Source organism: Halomonas sp. KX33721 (assembly GCF_001596805.1).
GTDB lineage: Bacteria > Pseudomonadota > Gammaproteobacteria > Pseudomonadales > Halomonadaceae > Vreelandella > Vreelandella aquamarina.
Genome location: NZ_LVIA01000042.1, coordinates 36,526 through 55,135, shown reverse-complemented (window position 1 = coordinate 55,135; position 18,610 = coordinate 36,526). Strand labels below are relative to the sequence as shown.

Genomic DNA, 18,610 nt, shown 5'->3' with positions numbered 1-18,610 from the left:
TCGCCAATCCGCGCTTCCTCAAGCAGGCGCAGAAGAACCTCAAGCGCAAACAGCAGGCATTGTCACGCACGAAGAAGGGCAGCGCCCGCCGGGCCAAGGCACGGTTACTCGTCGCCAAGGCGTATGAGCGGGTCGCCAATGCCCGCAACGACTTCCAGCACAAGCTCTCTCGACAGATCGTTGACGATAATCAAGCGGTGATCGTCGAGACGCTGAAGGTCCGCAACATGATGAAAAACACCTGCCTCGCCAAGCACATCGGCGATGCGTCCTGGCATGCCTTGATGACCAAGCTGGACTACAAGGCCAGGGAGCAGGGCAAGCATCTGGTCAAGATTGACCCGTGGTTTGCCAGCTCCAAGACCTGCCATGTCTGCCAGCACAAGATGGACGCCATGCCGTTGAACGTCCGGTCGTGGGAGTGCCCCGCCTGCCACACACAGCACGACCGGGACATCAACGCGGCGCTGAACATCAAGCATCAAGGCATTATCGAGCTGAAGGCGGAAGGGCTGTCCGTCTCTGCCCATGGAGGCTTGCGTAAGTCCGGCACATCGTCGGCAGCTGCCTGAGAAGTGGGAAGCCTCGCCCGTGGCGCGTCAGCGCTTAGGGCGGGGAGCAGTCACCTCACTGTCCTCACTCGACCTAACTGGTTTTTCTGATGATTGAGTATACCCGTGGTAACCTCCTCGAGGCCGACGTCGAGGCTTTGGTCAACACAGTCAACACCGTCGGCGTTATGGGCAAAGGCATTGCTCTGATGTTCAAGGAGGCGTTTCCCGAGAATTTCGCCGCCTACGAGGCCGCCTGTAAGCGTCAAGAAGTGTTAACCGGCCGAATGTTCGTCACCGAAAGGGATGCTTTGCTGGGGCCGCGCTGGATCATTAATTTCCCAACCAAGCAACATTGGCGAGCCAGGACACGCATGGAATGGATCGAGTCCGGTCTGGTGAGTCTCAAGCAGGTTATACTCGAAAAAGGCATTCGCTCCATCGCGCTGCCACCGCTGGGCTGCGGCAACGGGGGACTCGATTGGAACAAGATCCGCCCGCGCATCGAAGCCGTTCTCGGCAATCTGGATGATATACGAGTGCTAATTTTCGAGCCCATTGCCGAATACCAAAATGTCGCCAAGCGCTCGGGCGTGGAGAAGCTTACGCCAGCGCGAGCATTGATCGCCGAGCTGGTGCGCCGCTACTGGGTACTGGGGATCGAGTGTTCGCTGCTAGAGGTACAGAAGCTCGCCTGGTTGATGGAGCGACGGATCGTCGCCCATGGCCTAGATAACCCCCTCAGGCTCGAGTTCCAGTCTCACCGTTATGGGCCCTACTCCGACCGATTGAGGCATTTACTTAATGGCCTGGACGGCAGCTATCTCCATAGCGAGAAGCGCATCAACGACGCCACACCAGAGGAAGTCGTATGGTTCGATGAGACGCGCCGTGATCGCCTCAACACTTACCTACGCCGCGCCGAGGCCATGCTATATGCCCAAGCACTCGAAGAAGTCGATGAGCTGATAGACGGCTTCCAGTCGCCGTTGGGTATGGAAGTGCTCACCACGTTGGATTGGCTGATCAGCCAAGAAAAGATCGAGCCAAACGTGGAAGCCATCAAGGAGGGCCTGCGACATTGGCCGAATGATATTGCTGGTCAGCGCAAGTTGCGGCTCTTCTCCGACCGACTGATCGCACTAGCCTTGGAACGCCTTACCGGTGAAGCCGCCCCCTCGACACTACTAGCCGCCGAAAGATAGAGGCATCTCTTCTACAAGTTATGATGCGGGAGAGGCCCTTGGTCGAGCAGCTGCACTCGAGGATGCCCTTACACAATCGCGGCCTAGACGACGTGCAGCCACGCCCCGAGGGCTCGAGCTCGTCAACGATGCCAAGCGGCCTGCTTATATCCACACGCTGGCCCATAACCACTAAAAGGATACCTCGGCGCTCGGCCGCGACATCGGCAACAAGGTGCGCAAGCTGATTGATGACTAAGTGATTTCGCTCGAATTCGACCTGCGCATCCCTCCGATGCGCCCCCCCCCGAGATGCCGGCTGGTGGCCAGCAGCAGTCTTTACATAACGGATCTGGACGAATCCAGCGCCCAGAAGCTGTGCGAGGACACCGGGGAGCTGGTGGGCTGATTCAGCAAGAGATCGCCACCCCCCGACTTCTGGCACCTCCTCACGCACGCCATGCCGGACTATGCGCAGCGCAAGAGCTGGCTTACCCAGCATGGAATAGAAGCAGAGGGAGTTTAATACTCTGACATGTGACCAAGCGTGTGACCCATAAGCGGCCAATGGTCATCGAGAAGCAAGCCAGATAAGAAGATAGTTTTAAAATTGTGGCCACGATTTGGTCACAGGATGGTCACAGGCAAAACAAAAGGGCCTACGCGTTAACGTAAGCCCTTGATATGTTTGGCGCGCCCGGTAGGAATTGAACCTACGACCTTCGGCTTCGGAGGCCGACACTCTATCCAACTGAGCTACGGGCGCTTTGGGTGCGTATCGTACCCGGGTGGGCGGGCTGTGTCTAGCGGCGGGGCGGTTTTAGGCCGCCTTGTGATTGACCGTTTTCCCTGCGGTGGTGCATGCTCTGGGGGCACTTTTGCACCTCTTACCCCCCCCTTGGTCATATTGGGAACATAATAAATGGAAACATTTGCACGTAGTACGCTGGCACTGGGCATCTCACTGGCGCTGGTTAGCGCCTCGAACGCCGCTGATTTTGCAGATATGGACCCCGTTACGTTACGTTGCGTTTAGCCCACGTGGTCAACGAGCAGGATGGCTTCCATATTGCCGCCACCAAGTTCGAAGAGCTGGTGGAAGAACGCACCGAAGGCAAGGTGAATATTGAGATCTTCCCCAACGCCTCGCTGGGCGATGAGCGCACGCTGCTGGAAGGCATGCAAATCGGCACCGTGGATATGGGCGTGATTACCAACGGGCCGGTGGCCAACTTTGTCGAAGAGATGGCGGTGTTTGAACTGCCGTTCCTGTTCCCCTCCCCGGAAGCCGCTTATAGCGTGTTGGATGGCCCCATCGGCCAGGAGCTTTTGGATAAGCTAGCAGACGTGAACCTGAAAGGCTTGGCTTACGCCGAACGCGGTTTCCGTAACCTGACCAACAGCGAGCGGGCGGTGAATTCCCCGGAAGATCTGGATGGCCTACGCATTCGCGTGATGGAAAACCCGGTGTACACCGATACCTTCCGCGAGCTGGGTGCCAACGCGATTCCCATGGCGTGGACCGAAGCGCTCACCGCCATGCAGCAGGGCACCATCGACGGCCAGGAAAACCCGGTGAACGTGATTCACTCGTTCAAGCTGGATGAAACCCAGAACTATATGACGCTCTCTCGCCACACCTATGCGCCGGCGATTTTTGTGATGGGTATGCCCGCCTGGAACCAGCTCCCCGAGGCTGCCCAAGCAGTATTGGAAGAAGCCGCCCAGGCAGCCGCCGAGCATGAGCGCCAAGTGAACGCGAATATGGAAGCCGAGCAGCTGGCAGCACTGCGCGAAGCAGGCATGGAAATTAATGATGCTCCGGATATGGAAGCCTTCCAAGCCGCCGTTGTGCCGGTATACGAGAAGTACGGCGAGCAGTTTGGTGATTACCTGCCGCGTATCCAGGAGGCGCTGCAACAGTGATGTCGTTTGCACAGCCTCTGTTGACGCTGCTGCAACGCATTGAACGCGGGCTGGATGCCATCATCCAGCCCGTGGTGTTTGCAGGCATGGCGGCGTTGATTGGCGTCATCACGCTACAGATCGTCTCACGGGTGCTGTTCAGCGCCGTGGGCTGGACCGAAGAGGTCGCGCGGTTTCTACTGGTGTGGATCACCTTTTTAGCGGGTACGCTGGCGTTTCAGCGCGGGCGGCATATTGCCGTCACCTTTGCAGTAGATGCCCTACCACTGCCGCTGCGTAAGCTAGCCAGGCTCGCGGCGCTGGCAATTATGGTGGCGTTTATGATCACGCTGATCGTGATTGGCTACCGCTATATGCAGGTGCAGAGCTTCCAGAAATCCGCCTCGCTGCGGCTCTCGATGACCTATGTGTATGCGGTGATGCCGCTCGCGGCGGGCATCATGGCATGGTACGCCCTGGTGGATATGATCGAGGTACTGGTGAACGGTGAGCCCACCGCCGCCGACCAGGAGGAGCCGCTATGACGCTGGTACTCTTTGGGCTGTTCTTCCTATTTATGCTGCTGGGCGTGCCGATTGCCTTCGCGATTGGAGCCAGCTCGCTCTACGCGCTGTACCAATCCGGCGTGCCGCTGATGGTAGTCACCCAGCAGATGTTCCAGGGCATTAACTCCTTTGCTCTGGTGGCTATTCCGATGTTTATCCTGGCCGGGGATTTAATGGCCCAGGGCAAGGTGAGCGAGCGTCTGGTGGGCTTTGCCGACTCGCTGGTGGGCTTTATGCGCGGCGGGCTCTCGGTGGTCTCGGTGATGGCGGGCATGTTCTTCGCGGCTATTTCCGGCTCGGGGGCGGCCACCACGGCGGCGGTGGGGTCTAGCCTGGTGCCGGAGCTGAAGCGCAAGGGCTACGACCCCGCCTCGGCGGCCAGCCTGATCGCCGCCAGCGGTACCATTGGCGTGGTGATTCCCCCGTCGGTGCCAATGATCATCTACGCGGTCATCGCCCAGCAGTCGGTTTCCGAACTGTTCTTGAACGGCTTTTTGCCGGGGCTGGCAATGGGCGTAGCGCTCATGGCCATCGCCATTACCCAGGCGTACAAACGCCAGTACCCGAAAGGAACCCCGCTGTCGCTGGCCACCATGTGGCACACGTTCAAGGCCGCAAGTTGGGGCTTGATGACGCCGGTGATCATTCTGGGGGGTATTTTCTCGGGGATTTTCACGCCGTCGGAAGCGGCGGTGGTGGCGGTGAACTACGCGCTGCTGGTGTCGCTGTTCGTGTATCGGGACTTGACCCTGCCCCAGGTGTACAAGCTGTTGATTCGCTCGGCGATGACCACGGCGGTGATCATGCTGGTGATTGCCATGTCGGCGGTGCTGAGCTGGACGCTCTCAAGCTGGCAGGTGCCCGGCGCGATTGCCCAGGCGGTGCTGTCGCTCTCCACCAACCCTTACGTGATTATGCTGCTGGTGGTGGCGGTGATCCTGCTAACCGGGGTGTTTATCGAAACCGCCAGCGCTTTGATCATTCTGACCCCGGTGCTGCTGCCGCTGGTGCTGCAGCTGGGCATCGACCCGATCCACTTCGGGCTGATCATCGTAGTGGGGCTATCGATTGGCATGATTACCCCACCCGTGGCGATCAACTTGTACGTGGCGTCGTCCGTCACCCAACTGCCGCTAGAGCGCATTACCCGCGCTATTATCCCTTACCTGCTAGGGCTGATTGGCGTGCTGCTGCTGGTGGTTTACGTGCCCATACTGCTGGGCTGGTCGGGCCACTGAACCGACACCTCGGCCTCTATCACCTCGCGGGCGGTGACCTTTCACCGCTCGCGGAGTGTGCGGCAGAGGCTTAGCCCTCTTCTGCCAGATTACGCCCTGGCGTGCCTGCTTCGAACGCCAGCACGTTCTCAAACGCATCGCCAAAGTAGAGCTCGTAGCTGTCTTTCTCCACATAACCCAGGTGCGGCGTGGCCAGGAAGTTGGGCAGCGCCAGCAGTGTATGCTCTACCACTGGTTCTTCATCAAACACGTCCACAGCGGCCGTGCCGGGGCGGCCCGCTTTCAACGCGGCTTCCAAAGCGCCCGCCTCCACTAACGGCGCGCGGCTGGTATTCACCAGCAGCGCCGTGGGCTTCATGCTGGCCAAATTCGCGGCCGTCACGATGCCGCGAGTTTCCGGGTTCAAGCGCAGGTGCAGGCTCAGCACGTCGCTACGCTGGAAGAAATCCTCTTGCGAGGCCGCGACCTCAAGCCCTGCCGCAGCGGCCCGCTGGCGAGTGCCTTCACGTCCCCATACCAGCACGTTCATTTCAAACGCTTGGCCGTAGCGGGCCACTAACTGGCCTATTTTTCCATAGCCAAATACGCCCAGCGTGCGCCCTTTCAGGCCGGTGCCCAGGGTGCGCTGCCAGCGGCCTGCCTTGAGGTTTTCCACCTCTTCAGGAATACGCCGCATGGCAGAGAGCACCAGCCCCCAGGTCAGCTCGGCCGCCGCATAGGGCGAGCCGGTACCGGCCAGTACCACCACGCCGTGCTCGCGGCAGGCCGTCATATCCACATGCGCCGCGCCGCCGCCGGTTTGGCTGATCAGCTTAAGCTTGGGCAGCCGCGCCAGCAGGGACTCGGTGATCGGCGTGCGCTCGCGAATCAACACCAGCGCATCGGCGTCTTTGAAGCGTTCAACCAACTCGTCTTCATCGCTCACGGTGTCGTTATAGATCGTGACGCGATGGCCTGACAGTTTAGCGAAGGCGTCTAAGTCACGAGCACAATCCTGATAATCATCGGGGATGACAATGTGCATTAAAGCGGCTCCTTGCTCGGTGAGCGCGCTAAAGGGCGGCCCCCTTTAGCAGCGTGGCTGAAAAACCGCTGCCAGGCGAAGACCCCTACGATCACGGCAATGCCCACCACGTCCGTAATGGCTTGGCCGTTAATCAGCATTAACGCGGCAAACAGCAGCAGGCCGCGCTCTACCCAGGAACAGGGGCGGGCAAAGTAGCCTATCGTAGAGGCTGCCAAGGCAATAATACCCAGCACGCCCGAGCCCACCGCCAGGGCAATCTCCAGCGCCGTGCCGTTGCCAAGCAGCGGCGGATGATAGACAAACATAAACGGAATCAGGAAGCCGCCCAAGGAAATTTTCGTCGCCGTCAGTGCGGTGCGGAACCAGTGGGAGCCCGCAATCGCGCCGCCAATATAGGCCGCCAGCGCCACGGGAGGCGTTACTCCCGAAAGGATCGCAAAGTAGAGAATAAACAGGTGGGCAGAAAGATTGGGCAAACCTGCCTCAACAAACGCCGCTGCCACCACCGATGCCGCCAGCATGTACGCCGCTACAGTAGGTAAGCCCATGCCCAGAATAATCGCCACCACCATCGCTAACAGCAGTGTGACCATTACATCACCACCGCTCACCATCAGAATCAGCGAGGATACTTTTAGGCCCAGCCCGGTGATGCTGATCACCGCTGCGATAATCGCCACGCTGCCGATAATCACCGCAATCATCGCAGCGGTCATTGCCCCTGCTTCAAGCGCTGCCGGTAGCGATTTCACCCGCTCCCAGAGCGTGCCTTGACTGCGCGGCGACACCAAGTACAGCACCATCGCGGTAAAGTACGCAGCCACCGCCGCAGTGGTCGGCGTGTAACGCAGAACCAGCATGGTAATCAGCACCACCAGCGGCAGCAGCAGGGTTTCGACATTGAAGAGCCCCTCGCGCAGCGTCGGGCGCTGGTCTTTCGGGATAGGGTTTAACCCCAGACGTTTGGCTTCAAAGTGAACGCTCATCCAAATGGCAAGGTAGAACAGCAGCGCAGGAATCAGCGCGGCGCTGATGATATCCAGGTAACTTGTGGAGATAACATCGGCCATGACAAATGCCGCGGCGCCCATGATCGGCGGCAGGATTTGCCCACCCGTCGAGGCAGAGGCCTCGGTGGCCGCAGCAAAGCGCGCGCTGTAGCCGTTTTTCTTCATCAACGGAATGGTAAAGACGCCCGTGGTAGCAACGTTGGCGGCGGTGCTGCCGCTAATGCTGCCAAACATGGCGCTACACAGCGTGGCCGCTTTGGCCGGGCCTCCCGCCATACCGCCCGTCGCGGCATTGGAGAGGCGCATAAAGGTGTCGCCACCGCCAGTGGTGACTAAAAGCGCGCCAAACATGATGAACACGACAATGACGGTGGATGAGGTGCGCATTAGGCTGCCGAAAATACCGGTCGGCCCTAAATAGAAGGTAGCGACGAGATCATCCCAACGGAAACCGCCGTGCCCCCAAACGCCGGGCAGGTGCTGCCCAAAGGCCGCATACGCCAGGGCAATCAGCACCAGAATAGGAAACGCTAAGCCAATCGCTCGGCGGCAGGCTTCCAGCAGCAGTAGAACCGCGCTAACGCCAAACACTAGGTCTAGCGTGGTGGGCATTAAGTAGCCCAACTGATAAATGATGCGGTCGAAGTGATAAACGTAATAGGCGCTGATTACCACGCTTAATAGAATCGGGATGACATCGAACCACGGAATGCGCTGGGTATCCCGCACTCGGCAATGGTAAGCAAGGAAAATCAATGGCAGGGCAAACAGCAGATGCACCGCATTTTGGGTATTCACTGGCCCAGTGACGGCGGTATAGAGGTGGAAAATGGCCATTGCCACCGCTGCCGTGCGGGCCACCATAAACCAGAAGCCGGTAAGCTGCCGCTTGCCTGCATCCTCCTGGTATTTTTCAACAACTGACTCTTTTGCGGTTTCCATGGGGGAACTCCCGCGCCGCCTATCAAGGGGAGGCTAGGCGGCGCGTCAGGCTAGTAGCAAACCACCCCGCCCGTAGAGGAGCGGGGTGCATGGGCGGGTTACTGCGCTTCAGGTGGAATGATGTCGGCGGGGATCTCCAGCCCTAATTCCTGGTAGTAGCGCAGCGCGCCAGCATGCAGCGGGAAGGTGGCCGTATCGACCACGGTTTGAGGATCGACGCTGCCCGCAGGTTTGAAGGAAGCAGCCACTTCGTCTTGATTTTCCCAGTAGGCTTTGGTGAGTTCATACACGGTGTCGGCATCGAGGTCGGTGGTGGCCGCAATGCCCATGTAAATGCCCAGCGACTGCGCTTCACTCATGCCGGTGTAGGTGTCGGCCGGCACGATGGCGGGCGACAGGAAGGGCAGCTCAGTGGTCACCGTCGATACTTGCTCATCGGTGAGTGACAGCAGCTGTAGGGGCCGCGAGGAGTGCACTTCGGTGAACAGCGGAATGGGCGGTACGCCGTTATAGCTAAAGCCCACTAAACGACCATCGGTGACCCCTTCCGCCGCATCGTTGACGCGCATGCGCTGGAAATCGGGCTCGATGCCTAGGATGCCGAACACCTGCTCGGTGATGTACTCGCCACCCCCGCCGATGCTGCTGGGGTTGAAGCGCTCACCGTTGAGGTCTTCAAAGGTCTCGAGGCCACTGTCCTGACGAACGGCCCAGTGCATGGTCGAAGGCGCAATCCAGTACACCAAGCGCACATCGGGGTTGGGCATATCGGCAAAACGACCTTCGCCATTGTACTGTTCGTAGCCCACTAACGCCTCGGTGAAGGCCAGATCCAGTTCACCGTTGGTGAGGCGAATGGCGTTTTCGCGGGTGCCGCCGGTTTCCCGCACGGTAATTTCGTAGGGCGTGTTGGCGCTGATCACCCGTGCGCCTTCAGAGATACCGAAAAACCAGCCCGTACCCGTAGGCACCGAGCCCATGTTCAATGCGGTTTGCGCCTGTGCAGTGGCGGCAGTGAGAGCGCTTACAGCTAGAATTGAAGCGGGAAGCAAGTGGCGTAGTGTTAATTTAGTCATTGTTTTTCCTCAACGCGTCGGGAAGCATGTTGTGATGTTGTGTGCTGTGGGAGGCCCTAACTGCACCTCTCCCGATAACCGAGTAAGCAAGGGGAGTCGCTTACGGTGTCTAAAGTGATAACGCCAAACCATAGCGCTGTATATTGGTCATTGATGAACCCGCCTTCTCCAATCGCGAAAGCAGCGTCGTTTACCCCAGGCTATCGCGCTGAAGAAGCGCCGCTGGCGGCCTGAATAAAATGCTCCACCAGCACCCTTGCCGCCATAGAAAGCCGGTCTAAATCTCTGACATAAATACTCAGTTTGCGCCGCGCCCAGTCGTCTTGTATCGACAGCACATTCACATTGAGCCCATCCACGTACTGACGAATCGCCCCACGGGGCAGCACCAGCACTAGATCATCCACGTGGTAGAAAGCTGCCGCGCCAAGTCGAGGAAGTCTTCTGCAACGAAATCAAAGCAGGGGTCGATACTTAAATCCGGCGTGGCATCTGGCCCAAACTCCAGCGGGCGCTTCACAAAGGCGGTGCGCATGCCTTCCCGGTGGGCAGCCTGTAAATCATCTTGATGAGCGGCCACCATCAGGATTTGCGACGGCTTCAGGCTCAGGAGATTGGCCGCCATGTGGTACACCTCCGGGTCGCGCTTGTAGTGCCCGGCAAGCTCTGAGGAGAGCACGCAGTCCCAGGGCAGCCCGGCGTGGCGCGCCATATTCACCAGCAGCGAGACGTTGCCATTGGAGAGTGTTGCTAATATAAAGCGCTTTTTTAGCTGCAATAGGCCTTCCACGCTGTCTGACCAGGGCGTTAAGCGGTGCCACACACGGTTAAGATGCATCTTTTCGGCTTCATCCAACCGATCCGAAATGCCAAAGGCGACCAGTAGCCGGTCGAGGGTCATCCGGTGCAGGTCATCCAGCTTGGTCCAGGGCAGTTCCCCCCGGCGCACACGGTTCATCGCAGGGGCATAGCCTGCCCGCCACTCGTCGGCAAACCTTGTCCAATCGACGTTCAGCCCTTTGGCCTGGTTCAGTTGTTCGCCTTCGCGAATAACGCTGCTGCGCCAGTCTACTACCGTGCCAAACACATCAAAGGTGAGCGCTTTTATTTCGTGGGCGATGCCTGTTGTCATGGAGTCTCTCCTGTGGAGTCGGTGAGGGTTAGCAAGTGGTCGACCAAGTGACGGGCCACCACGGGCAGGGCCGCGTAGTGGCGCATACCAATCACCAGTTCGCGGGTGGCCCACTCGTCAGCGAGCGGAATCATGCGCAGCTTGAGGTCGTTTAAGTCGCGATAGAGCGTGCGCTGCGGCAATACCCCGATGCCCATACCGCAATGAATCATGCGGCAAATGCCATCGAAGCTGCGCACTTGAATGCGCATACGTAGGGTTCGGCCCGCCTGGCTTGCCTGCTCGTGAAGCAGGGATTGCAGCGAGGCATCCTGCTGTAAACCGACAAAGTCGTACTCGGCTGCCTGATGCAGATAGAGTTTGTCATGCACCGCCAGCGGATGGTCGTGGGGAGTCACCAGCACCAGCTGGTCGCGCCGGTAGGGGCGTACTTCTAAATCATCGGCGGCAACGTGGCTGGCAAAGATGCCGATATCTGCCACGCCATCGCGCACGGCGGTGATCGCTTCGCTGCTGGTGCGCTCCTGCAAATCAATTTTGATTTGCGGGTACTCGACGGCAAAGGCGCTTAAATCCTGGGGCAAAAACGCAATAATGGCCGAGGTATTGGAGTGAATTCGCACATGCCCTCGAACCCCTTCGCCATACTCGCTGAGTTCCGCCTGTAGCCGCGCCACATCTTCCAGAATGCGCCGGGCATGGTGCAAAAAAGCGCGGCCCGCTGGGGTTAGCTCTACGCCGCGCGGCCGCCGATACAAAAGCTCGGTGCCCACCAGTGTTTCTAAATCGCTCACCCGTTTGCTCACCGCTGCTAGCGCTAAATGCTCACGCTCGGCAGCCGCGGTTAAACGCCCTTCATCGGCAATCGCCACAAACAGTTTCAGCGTTACAAAATCAAATCGCAGCATCACGTTTACCACGTTGTTATTAAATGGGCCGCATTGGTCGCCGGTTGTAGGGTTCGTCGCTGGCGAACGCCTGGTTCCTGATTGCCTAATTGTGATGCTCAGCAGGCTCACAGATGCTTAACCGACAACAAGACTCGCTACTTCAGCACGCGCTTGGCTGCTAAGCGTTACCAGGAGCTTTTATTATGACCACCCGCCAGCTTCCCCTCGATGGACTTAAAGTCGTAGAGCTTGGCCAACTGATTGCCGGCCCCTTTGCCACCAAACTGCTGGGTGAATTTGGTGCCGACGTGATTAAGGTGGAGCCACCCGGAGCCGGTGACCCGCTTCGCAAATGGCGTATTCTCGAAGAGGGCACCTCGCTTTGGTGGCATGTACAAAGTCGCACAAAACGCTCGGTGACGCTTGATCTTCGCAGCCAAGAGGGTCAAGACGTGGTGCGCCGCTTGGCCGCCGAAGCCGATGTGGTGGTCGAAAATTTCCGCCCTGGCACGCTGGAAAACTGGGGGCTGGGCTATGAGACGCTGGCGGCGATTAACCCCAAGCTGATCATGGTGCACGTTTCAGGCTTTGGCCAAACCGGCCCCTATCGCAACAAACCCGGCTTTGGGGTGATTGGTGAAGCCATGGGTGGGCTGCGCTATTTAACTGGCCACGCGGGCGAGCCTTCCGTACGCGTAGGGGTCAGCATTGGCGATTCGCTCTCGGCACTCTACGCGGTGATCGGCACGCTGCTGGCCCTGCAAGAGCGCCAGCGCAGCGGCTTAGGGCAAGAGATTGATGTCGCGTTATACGAATCCGTGTTCGCCATGATGGAGAGCCTGCTGCCGGAGTTTGATGCTACCGGCCACGTGCGCGAGCCCAGCGGCAGCGCCCTGCCGGGCATCACGCCCTCTAACGCTTACCGCACCCGAGAGGGCGAGTACGTGTTGATTGCCGGTAACGGCGACAGCATCTTCAAGCGCTTAATGGGCGTGATTGGCCGGGAGGATTTAGCCAACCACCCCGCCATGGCCCACAACGATGGCCGCAGCCAACACGCCAGTGAGATCGACGCTGCCATTGAGGCCTGGACCCAAACCCGCCACCGGGACGATATTCTTAACGCTTTAGATGATGCCCGCGTACCGGCAGGTTACCCCTACACCGCCGCCGATATTGCCAACGACCCCCACTACCTCGCCCGCGAGATGATTCAAACCGTTACCCGCGCCGATGGTCGCCCGCTCAAGGTGCCGGGCGTGCTGCCCAAACTGAGCGCCACCCCCGGCAGGCTGGGGCAAGGCGGGCCACAGCTGGGCGCGCACACCGATGACGTGCTCGAGGAGCTGGGCATTGATGCCGCCACGCGGGACAAGCTGCGACAGGCAGGCATTATTTAAGTGGAGAACCCCATGACGACGTTACAAATTAACGAAGTAGCACCACGCGATGGCTTTCAGAGCGAGGAGCGCTTTATCCCCACCGAGCAGAAAATCGCGCTGATTGATGCGTTAACGACCACTGGCATTGCCCGTATCGAAGCGACCTCGTTTGTCTCTCCCAAAGCCATTCCCAACCTGCGCGACGCCGCCGATGTGGTGAGTGCTATTCAGCGCCGCGAAGGTGTGGACGTCACGGTGCTAGTACCCAACCTAAAAGGTGCCGAGCGGGCGCTGGCCTGCGGCGTGGATGAGATCAATCTGGTAATGTCGGCCAGCAACGCCCACGGCCGCGCAAACCTGCGCATGACGCCGGAGGAGTCGCTGACACAGTTTGCCGCCATTATTCAGGCGGTGCGCGGTAGCGGTGTCTTCATCAATGCCTCACTCTCCACCGCCTTTGGCTGCCCGTTTGAAGGGCAGGTGCCGGAGGCGCGCGTGTTCACTCTTATTGAGCAGCAACTGGCGCTGGGGGTGGAAGGCATCACGCTGTGCGATACCACCGGCGTGGCGAACCCCGCCCAGGTAGCGGCACTGTGCCGCCAAGTGCTGGAACGCTTTCCCGGCGTGCCGTTTACGCTTCACTTCCACAATACCCGAGGCATGGGCTTGGCAAATGCCCTAGCGGCTTGGCAAGCGGGCATTACTCGGTTTGATGCTTCGCTAGGTGGCTTAGGCGGCTGCCCGTTTGCCCCCGGTGCCACGGGGAATGTATGCACCGAAGACTTAGTGCATATGTTCGAGCAGATGGGCGTTGCCACCGGCGTGAACTTGCCCGCTCTACTGGATATTTCCGCCACTCTGCCCGAGCTGATCGGCCATGAGACGCCGGGGCAAGTGGTGAAAGCGGGCAGTGCTGATCGCTGTTACCCCATTCCCTGACCGCGTTTCTTCCTTGCATCCCTGCATAATTGATAACAACGACAATTTGGTGAAAAACAATGTCCGACTCCTCCCCTGTTCAGCCGTTAAACCTTGCCCAGCAGTTGATTCAGCGCCATTTAATCAGCGGTGAGCTAACCCCCGGCAGTGAAATCGCCCTGCACATTAACCAAGCCCTGCTGCAAGATGTGTTAGGCACTCTCGTGATGCTAGAGCTAGAAGCCATGGGGCTTGACCGGGTACATACTGAGCCCAGCGTGCAGTACATCGACCACGGCCTGGTGCAGGCCGATAACCTAAATGCCGAAACCTACCTGTTTTTAAAGAGCGCCTGCGAGCGCTTTGGGGTGTGGTACTCCGGCCCCGGCAACGGCATTAGCCACCCGGTGCATATGGAAAATTTTGGCGTGCCCGGTGAATCCATTGTGGGTTGCGATAGCCACACCACGGCAGCAGGCGCGCTCGGCATGCTGGCGATTGGCGCAGGTGGTATTGAAGTGGCGATGGCGATGGCGGGCGAGCCGCTGTATATCACCATGCCGAAAATCTGGGGCATTAAGCTCGAAGGGCAACTGCCTGACTGGGTCTCAGCGAAAGATATTGTGCTGGAACTTTTGCGCCGCCACGGCGTGGCAGGCGGCAAAAACACCATGATTGAGTATTACGGGCCGGGGCTAAAGCACCTGTCCGCCATGGACCGCCATGTGCTCGCCAACATGGGCACCGAAATGGGGGCAACGGCCACGGTGTTCCCCAGTGATGACGAGACCCGGCGCTTTCTAGCCTCCCGAGGGCGAGAAAACGATTGGGTCGCGCTGGCCGCCGAACCCGGCTGCCACTACGACCTGAACGAAACGCTTGACCTTAGCAAGCTGGAGCCCATGATTGCGCTACCTTCCAGCCCCGATAACGTGGTCACCGTGCGGGAAGCAGCGGGCAAACCGCTGCATCAGGCTTACATCGGCTCGTCAGGCAACCCAGGCTTTCGTGACTTTGCCGTGGTGGCCGAGATAGTGCGGGGCAAGCAGGTGGCCGATGGGGTCTCACTGGACATCAACCCCTCTTCCCGCCAGGTACTGACCACGCTGATTGAGCAGGGCTATTTAGCCGACTTAGTCGCCAGCGGCGCCCGTCTGCACCAGGCAGGCTGCAATGGCTGTATTGGTATGGGCCAGGCCCCGGCGGTGGGGCTTAATAGCCTGCGCACCGTGCCGCGTAATTTCCCAGGGCGCTCCGGCACGCGGGAAGACAGCGTGTTTTTGTGCAGCCCAGAAACCGCGGCAGCTTCAGCGCTGGCGGGGGTGATTACCGACCCCCGCACTCTCGATATGCCCTACCCACGTCCCCAAGAGCCCACCAAAATCGAAGTAAACCGCGCGCTGTTTAATGCGCCGCTGCCACCCCATGAGGCAAAGCTTAAAGCACTGCAAAAAACCGAGAACACCCCGGCCCTGCCAGAGCTTAGCCCTCTGCCTAATCGTTTGGATGTACCCGTGCTGCTGGTGGCGGGCGACAACATCTCCACCGATGACATTATGCCTGCCGGGCAGCGGGTGCTGCCGTATTGGAGCAGCGTGTATGCTTCGGCACCGTTCACGTTTGAAGCGGTCGACCCAGATTATGCCGAGCGCGCAGAAAGCACCCGTACTCAGGGCGGGCACGTGATTATTGGGGGTGCCAACTATGGGCAAGGCTCCAGCCGAGAAAATGCCGCGCTGGTGCCGCGTTACTTAGGGCTACAGGTGGTGGTGGCGAAGAGTTTTGCGCGTATTCACTGGCAAAATTTGATCTGCTTTGGTGCGCTGCCGCTAACCTTTACCCGCGAGGAGGATGTCGCCCAGCTAGCGCAAGGTGACCGCTTAGTGATCGAGGATCTCTACGCGCAGTTGGAAAGTGGAGCGACGCTAACGGCGCATATCCCCGGTAAAGGTGAGATGACGCTGCATCATGGGCTCAGCCCCCGCCAGCGAGAACTGATTACCCAGGGGGGCGTCATCAACCACCTTCGCAAACGTAACGCTTAAAACTCTTCCCAGTCGTCTCCACCCGCTTTAGTGGGTGCAGGCTTAGAGGAGAGTGCCGGGCGTTTGAGCTCTTGGCTGGCCCCGGACCGGCTGGCAGGCAGCGCTTGGCGTGGCTGGCCTTTCAACTGGGGTGTTGTCTGGCTTTGTGAGTCGTCTTCCCCTAATACGAAGGAGTTGACTAGCTCATTAAGGTGCTCAGCGTGGCGGCGCATATCCGCAGCGGCCGTGGTGGACTCTTGCACCATGGCCGCGTTCTGCTGGGTCATGGTATCCATTTCGGCTACGGCGGTGTTGATCTGGCCAATACCACTGCTCTGCTCTTTGGCGCCGGCGCTGATTTCACCGATCACATCGGTAACTTTTGATACGCTCTCAACGATCTCGCGCATGGTGGCACCGGCATTACGCACCAGCTCGGCGCCAGTGTGGGTGTGCTGAACGGAGGTATCGATCAGCGCGCGGATCTCTTTAGAGGCATTACTGGAGCGGCTGGCCAGGGTGCGTACTTCTTGAGCAACCACCGCAAAGCCACGGCCATGCTCACCCGCACGGGCAGCTTCCACCGAGGCGTTTAGCGCCAGAATGTTGGTCTGGAAGGCAATCGCATCAATCATGGTGATGATTTCACTGATGCGCGTAGCCGAGTCGTTGATATCGCGCATCGTGTTTTCTACCTGCCCCATGGCCTCTTCACCCTGGTGGGCCACTTCCGCAGTGGACTGCACCAGCTTGTTGGCCTGTTGGGCATTGTCAGCACTGTGGTTCACGGTGGAGGTAATCTCCTCCATGGAGGCCGATGTCTCTTGAAGATTGGCCGCCGCCTGCTCGGTGCGAGTAGACAGCTCCTCGGAGCTACGCGAGATTTCGCCAGCAGAGTGATAAACGCTGACCGTGCTGCGGCGTACGTCGCGCAGGGTATCCTGCATGCGGCCAGCAAAGGCGTTGAACTGGACAGCGAGGTTCCCCACTTCATCGTTGCTCTCTATGGTAAGACGACGGGTTAGGTCACCACGACCTTGCGCAATATCCCCCATCGCATCAGCGGTGCGCTTTATCGGCCCGACGATACGACGCACAAAGCCAAAGGCCAGCAGAGCAATAGCTGCAAATAGTGCAGCGCCTAGCAGCGTCGCAGATATAATCGCATTTCGTAGGTCGGCAGCGGCAGCAGCCTCTAACTCGGCCATTGCTTCATCAACATCTGTTACATACACACCAGCGCCTACAATCCAGCCCCATTTTTCTAAACGATCAATGTAGGAGTGCTTGGGCTTAGACTCATTGGTGCCGGGGTATTCCCACGGGTATTCGTAAAAACCACCGCCATCTTGGCCAACTCGAATGAAATCCCGCACGATATAGGTGCCATCAGGTGCTTGCAGGTCTCTCAGGTTTTGACCTTCACGCTCCGGAGAGTGAGGCAGTACGATGTTAGTACCATCGTACTCATATACGAAAATATAGTTTTCGCCTTCAAAGCGCATGGAGCGCAGCATTTCAGCAGCGCGCTCCTTAGCTTCACGGTCATTGGCACCGGCGTTTTCATAAATCGGGGCGATAGCCGTTGTTGCCATCTGCACGATATCGCGCACTGCGGCACGACGCCCTTCAATCAACAACTCACGCTGTTCCGCTAATGCTTCGCGGGTGTCCTTGGCGTTGCTATAGGCTTCAAAGCAGACCAAGACAACGGTGACCAACAGTAAGGGGAGTAATACCAGCATCAGCACCTTGGTCTGCAAACCCAAGGCCCAACGACTTCTCTTCTCAGAAGTAGCCATCATGTTCGAGTTCTATCCTCATCAAGTGGGGGATATGCGTTGTAATCGGTGCTTTGTTATCGGCAAAAAGTGTGTCAGCTTTAGTCACTTCTCATGATTTTTTGCTTTATGAACAATAAATTCAAGCTACAAAACACCTTTACATAACATGAGTTAAGGATATCAACAGCCTATCAGTTCATTGTAGAAATGTGGTGGCCAGGGATGGCCCGTTTTGGCAGGATCTCACCTAAACAACTGCAACTGCCCAGCCTTTCATACCATCAAAGCTGGGCAGTTTTTTTATATCTGCTAATTATACCTATACCCACTTCCGTTTAATGTGTTACAGCGGCCCTTGGGCGACGCTCGTCCAGCATGCCTTTATCGAGAATGAAGCGGATGATCTCTTCAAGCCCCACGCCATCGTAGAGGTTGGTGAACACGAACGGGCGCTCGCCGCGCATTTTTTTCGAGTCGCGCTCCATCACTTCCAGTGAGGCGTGGACCTGCTCGGCAATATCGATTTTGTTGATAATCAGCAGGTCGGATTTGGTGATGCCGGGACCGCCTTTACGGGGAATTTTGTCGCCTGCCGACACGTCGATCACGTAGAGCGTCAGATCAGAAAGCTCGGGGCTGAAGGTGGCGGAGAGGTTATCGCCGCCGGATTCCACCAGCACCAGCTCTAGCTTTGGATGACGGGCGTGTAACTCATCGATGGCCGCCAAGTTCATGGAAGCATCTTCCCGAATCGCCGTGTGCGGGCAGCCGCCGGTTTCTACGCCGAGAATACGGTCGGCGGGCAGCGCATCGTGCTTGAGCAGGAAATCGGCGTCTTCGCGGGTATAGATATCGTTGGTGACAACGGCAATGTCATAGTGGTCTCGCAGCGCGGTGCAGAGCTGCTTGAGCAGGGCGGTTTTACCTGAACCGACCGGGCCACCCACGCCAACGCGTAAACAGTGAGTCATGGTTTTCTCC

15 protein-coding genes, 1 tRNA gene and 1 pseudogene are annotated in these 18,610 nt (G+C 58.5%); 8 read left to right on the top strand and 9 right to left on the bottom strand.

What is annotated here, in order from left to right; translation table 11 throughout:
• Together A3220_RS14905 and A3220_RS14900 are read left to right on the top strand one after the other, a co-directional pair.
• The coding region (locus tag A3220_RS14905) for an RNA-guided endonuclease TnpB family protein (protein ID WP_164834396.1) at nt 1–572 on the top strand (572 nt) is incomplete at its 5' end.
• Between the two features lie 89 nt (nt 573–661).
• A complete protein-coding gene (locus A3220_RS14900; protein ID WP_062375574.1) occupies nt 662–1,756 on the top strand; it encodes a macro domain-containing protein in 1,095 nt (364 codons plus the stop codon).
• A 668-nt stretch (nt 1,757–2,424) separates the two neighbouring features.
• Here the strand turns inward: A3220_RS14900 and A3220_RS14895 are convergent.
• A tRNA-Arg gene (locus A3220_RS14895) sits at nt 2,425–2,501 on the bottom strand.
• Between the two features lie 156 nt (nt 2,502–2,657).
• Here A3220_RS14895 and A3220_RS14890 point away from each other — a divergent pair.
• From A3220_RS14890 to A3220_RS14880, 3 genes and pseudogenes are all read left to right on the top strand, one after another.
• A pseudogene (locus A3220_RS14890) lies at nt 2,658–3,661 on the top strand (TRAP transporter substrate-binding protein).
• Nucleotides 3,661–4,185 carry a TRAP transporter small permease gene (locus tag A3220_RS14885; RefSeq protein ID WP_062375573.1) on the top strand — a complete coding sequence of 175 codons (525 nt, stop codon included), beginning with the start codon at nt 3,661–3,663 and terminating at the stop codon, nt 4,183–4,185. The pseudogene A3220_RS14890 and the gene A3220_RS14885 overlap by 1 nt, the downstream one beginning before the upstream one ends.
• Nucleotides 4,182–5,444, top strand: coding sequence for a TRAP transporter large permease (locus A3220_RS14880; protein WP_062375572.1), 1,263 nt, complete (start codon nt 4,182–4,184; stop codon nt 5,442–5,444). The genes A3220_RS14885 and A3220_RS14880 overlap by 4 nt, the downstream gene beginning before the upstream one ends.
• Nucleotides 5,445–5,514: 70 nt before the next feature.
• Here A3220_RS14880 and A3220_RS14875 read toward each other — a convergent pair whose 3' ends face one another.
• From A3220_RS14875 to A3220_RS14850, 6 genes are all read right to left on the bottom strand, one after another.
• Nucleotides 5,515–6,468, bottom strand: coding sequence for a D-2-hydroxyacid dehydrogenase family protein (locus A3220_RS14875; RefSeq protein WP_062375571.1), 954 nt, complete (start codon nt 6,466–6,468; stop codon nt 5,515–5,517).
• Nucleotides 6,468–8,423 (bottom strand): TRAP transporter fused permease subunit, encoded by a 1,956-nt coding sequence (locus A3220_RS14870; protein WP_062375570.1) that lies wholly within the window; start codon nt 8,421–8,423, stop codon nt 6,468–6,470. The genes A3220_RS14875 and A3220_RS14870 overlap by 1 nt, the downstream gene beginning before the upstream one ends.
• Nucleotides 8,424–8,521: 98 nt before the next feature.
• Entirely contained in the window at nt 8,522–9,499 is a 978-nt protein-coding gene (locus A3220_RS14865) for a TAXI family TRAP transporter solute-binding subunit (protein ID WP_062375569.1), read from the bottom strand.
• 200 nt (nt 9,500–9,699) lie between these two features.
• Nucleotides 9,700–9,894, bottom strand: a complete 195-nt coding sequence (locus A3220_RS14860; RefSeq protein WP_062375568.1) for a hypothetical protein — start codon at nt 9,892–9,894, stop codon at nt 9,700–9,702.
• Nucleotides 9,894–10,631 carry a haloacid dehalogenase type II gene (locus A3220_RS14855; protein WP_062375567.1) on the bottom strand — a complete coding sequence of 246 codons (738 nt, stop codon included), beginning with the start codon at nt 10,629–10,631 and terminating at the stop codon, nt 9,894–9,896. The genes A3220_RS14860 and A3220_RS14855 overlap by 1 nt, the downstream gene beginning before the upstream one ends.
• Nucleotides 10,628–11,539 carry a LysR substrate-binding domain-containing protein gene (locus tag A3220_RS14850; protein WP_062375565.1) on the bottom strand — a complete coding sequence of 304 codons (912 nt, stop codon included), beginning with the start codon at nt 11,537–11,539 and terminating at the stop codon, nt 10,628–10,630. Before A3220_RS14850 ends, A3220_RS14855 begins: the two co-directional genes overlap by 4 nt.
• 185 nt (nt 11,540–11,724) lie before the next feature.
• Between A3220_RS14850 and A3220_RS14845 the strand changes: the two genes are divergently transcribed.
• The 3 genes from A3220_RS14845 to A3220_RS14835 are packed head-to-tail and all read left to right on the top strand — an operon-like array spanning nt 11,725 to nt 15,866.
• Nucleotides 11,725–12,921 (top strand): CoA transferase, encoded by a 1,197-nt coding sequence (locus tag A3220_RS14845; RefSeq protein WP_062375561.1) that lies wholly within the window; start codon nt 11,725–11,727, stop codon nt 12,919–12,921.
• Nucleotides 12,922–12,933: 12 nt separating this feature from the next.
• A complete protein-coding gene (locus A3220_RS14840) occupies nt 12,934–13,842 on the top strand; it encodes a hydroxymethylglutaryl-CoA lyase (RefSeq protein ID WP_062375550.1) in 909 nt (302 codons plus the stop codon).
• A 59-nt stretch (nt 13,843–13,901) separates the two neighbouring features.
• Nucleotides 13,902–15,866 (top strand): aconitate hydratase, encoded by a 1,965-nt coding sequence (locus A3220_RS14835; RefSeq protein WP_062375548.1) that lies wholly within the window; start codon nt 13,902–13,904, stop codon nt 15,864–15,866.
• Here the strand turns inward: A3220_RS14835 and A3220_RS14830 are convergent.
• The gene (locus A3220_RS14830; protein WP_062375575.1) at nt 15,863–17,647 is read right to left on the bottom strand and encodes a methyl-accepting chemotaxis protein; all 1,785 of its coding nucleotides are present in this window, start codon (nt 17,645–17,647) and stop codon (nt 15,863–15,865) included. The genes A3220_RS14835 and A3220_RS14830 overlap by 4 nt on opposite strands.
• 317 nt (nt 17,648–17,964) lie before the next feature.
• On the bottom strand, nt 17,965–18,600 hold the full coding sequence (gene ureG / locus A3220_RS14825) for an urease accessory protein UreG (protein WP_044630219.1): 636 nt from the start codon (nt 18,598–18,600) through the stop codon (nt 17,965–17,967).
• Nucleotides 18,601–18,610 lie beyond the last annotated feature (10 nt).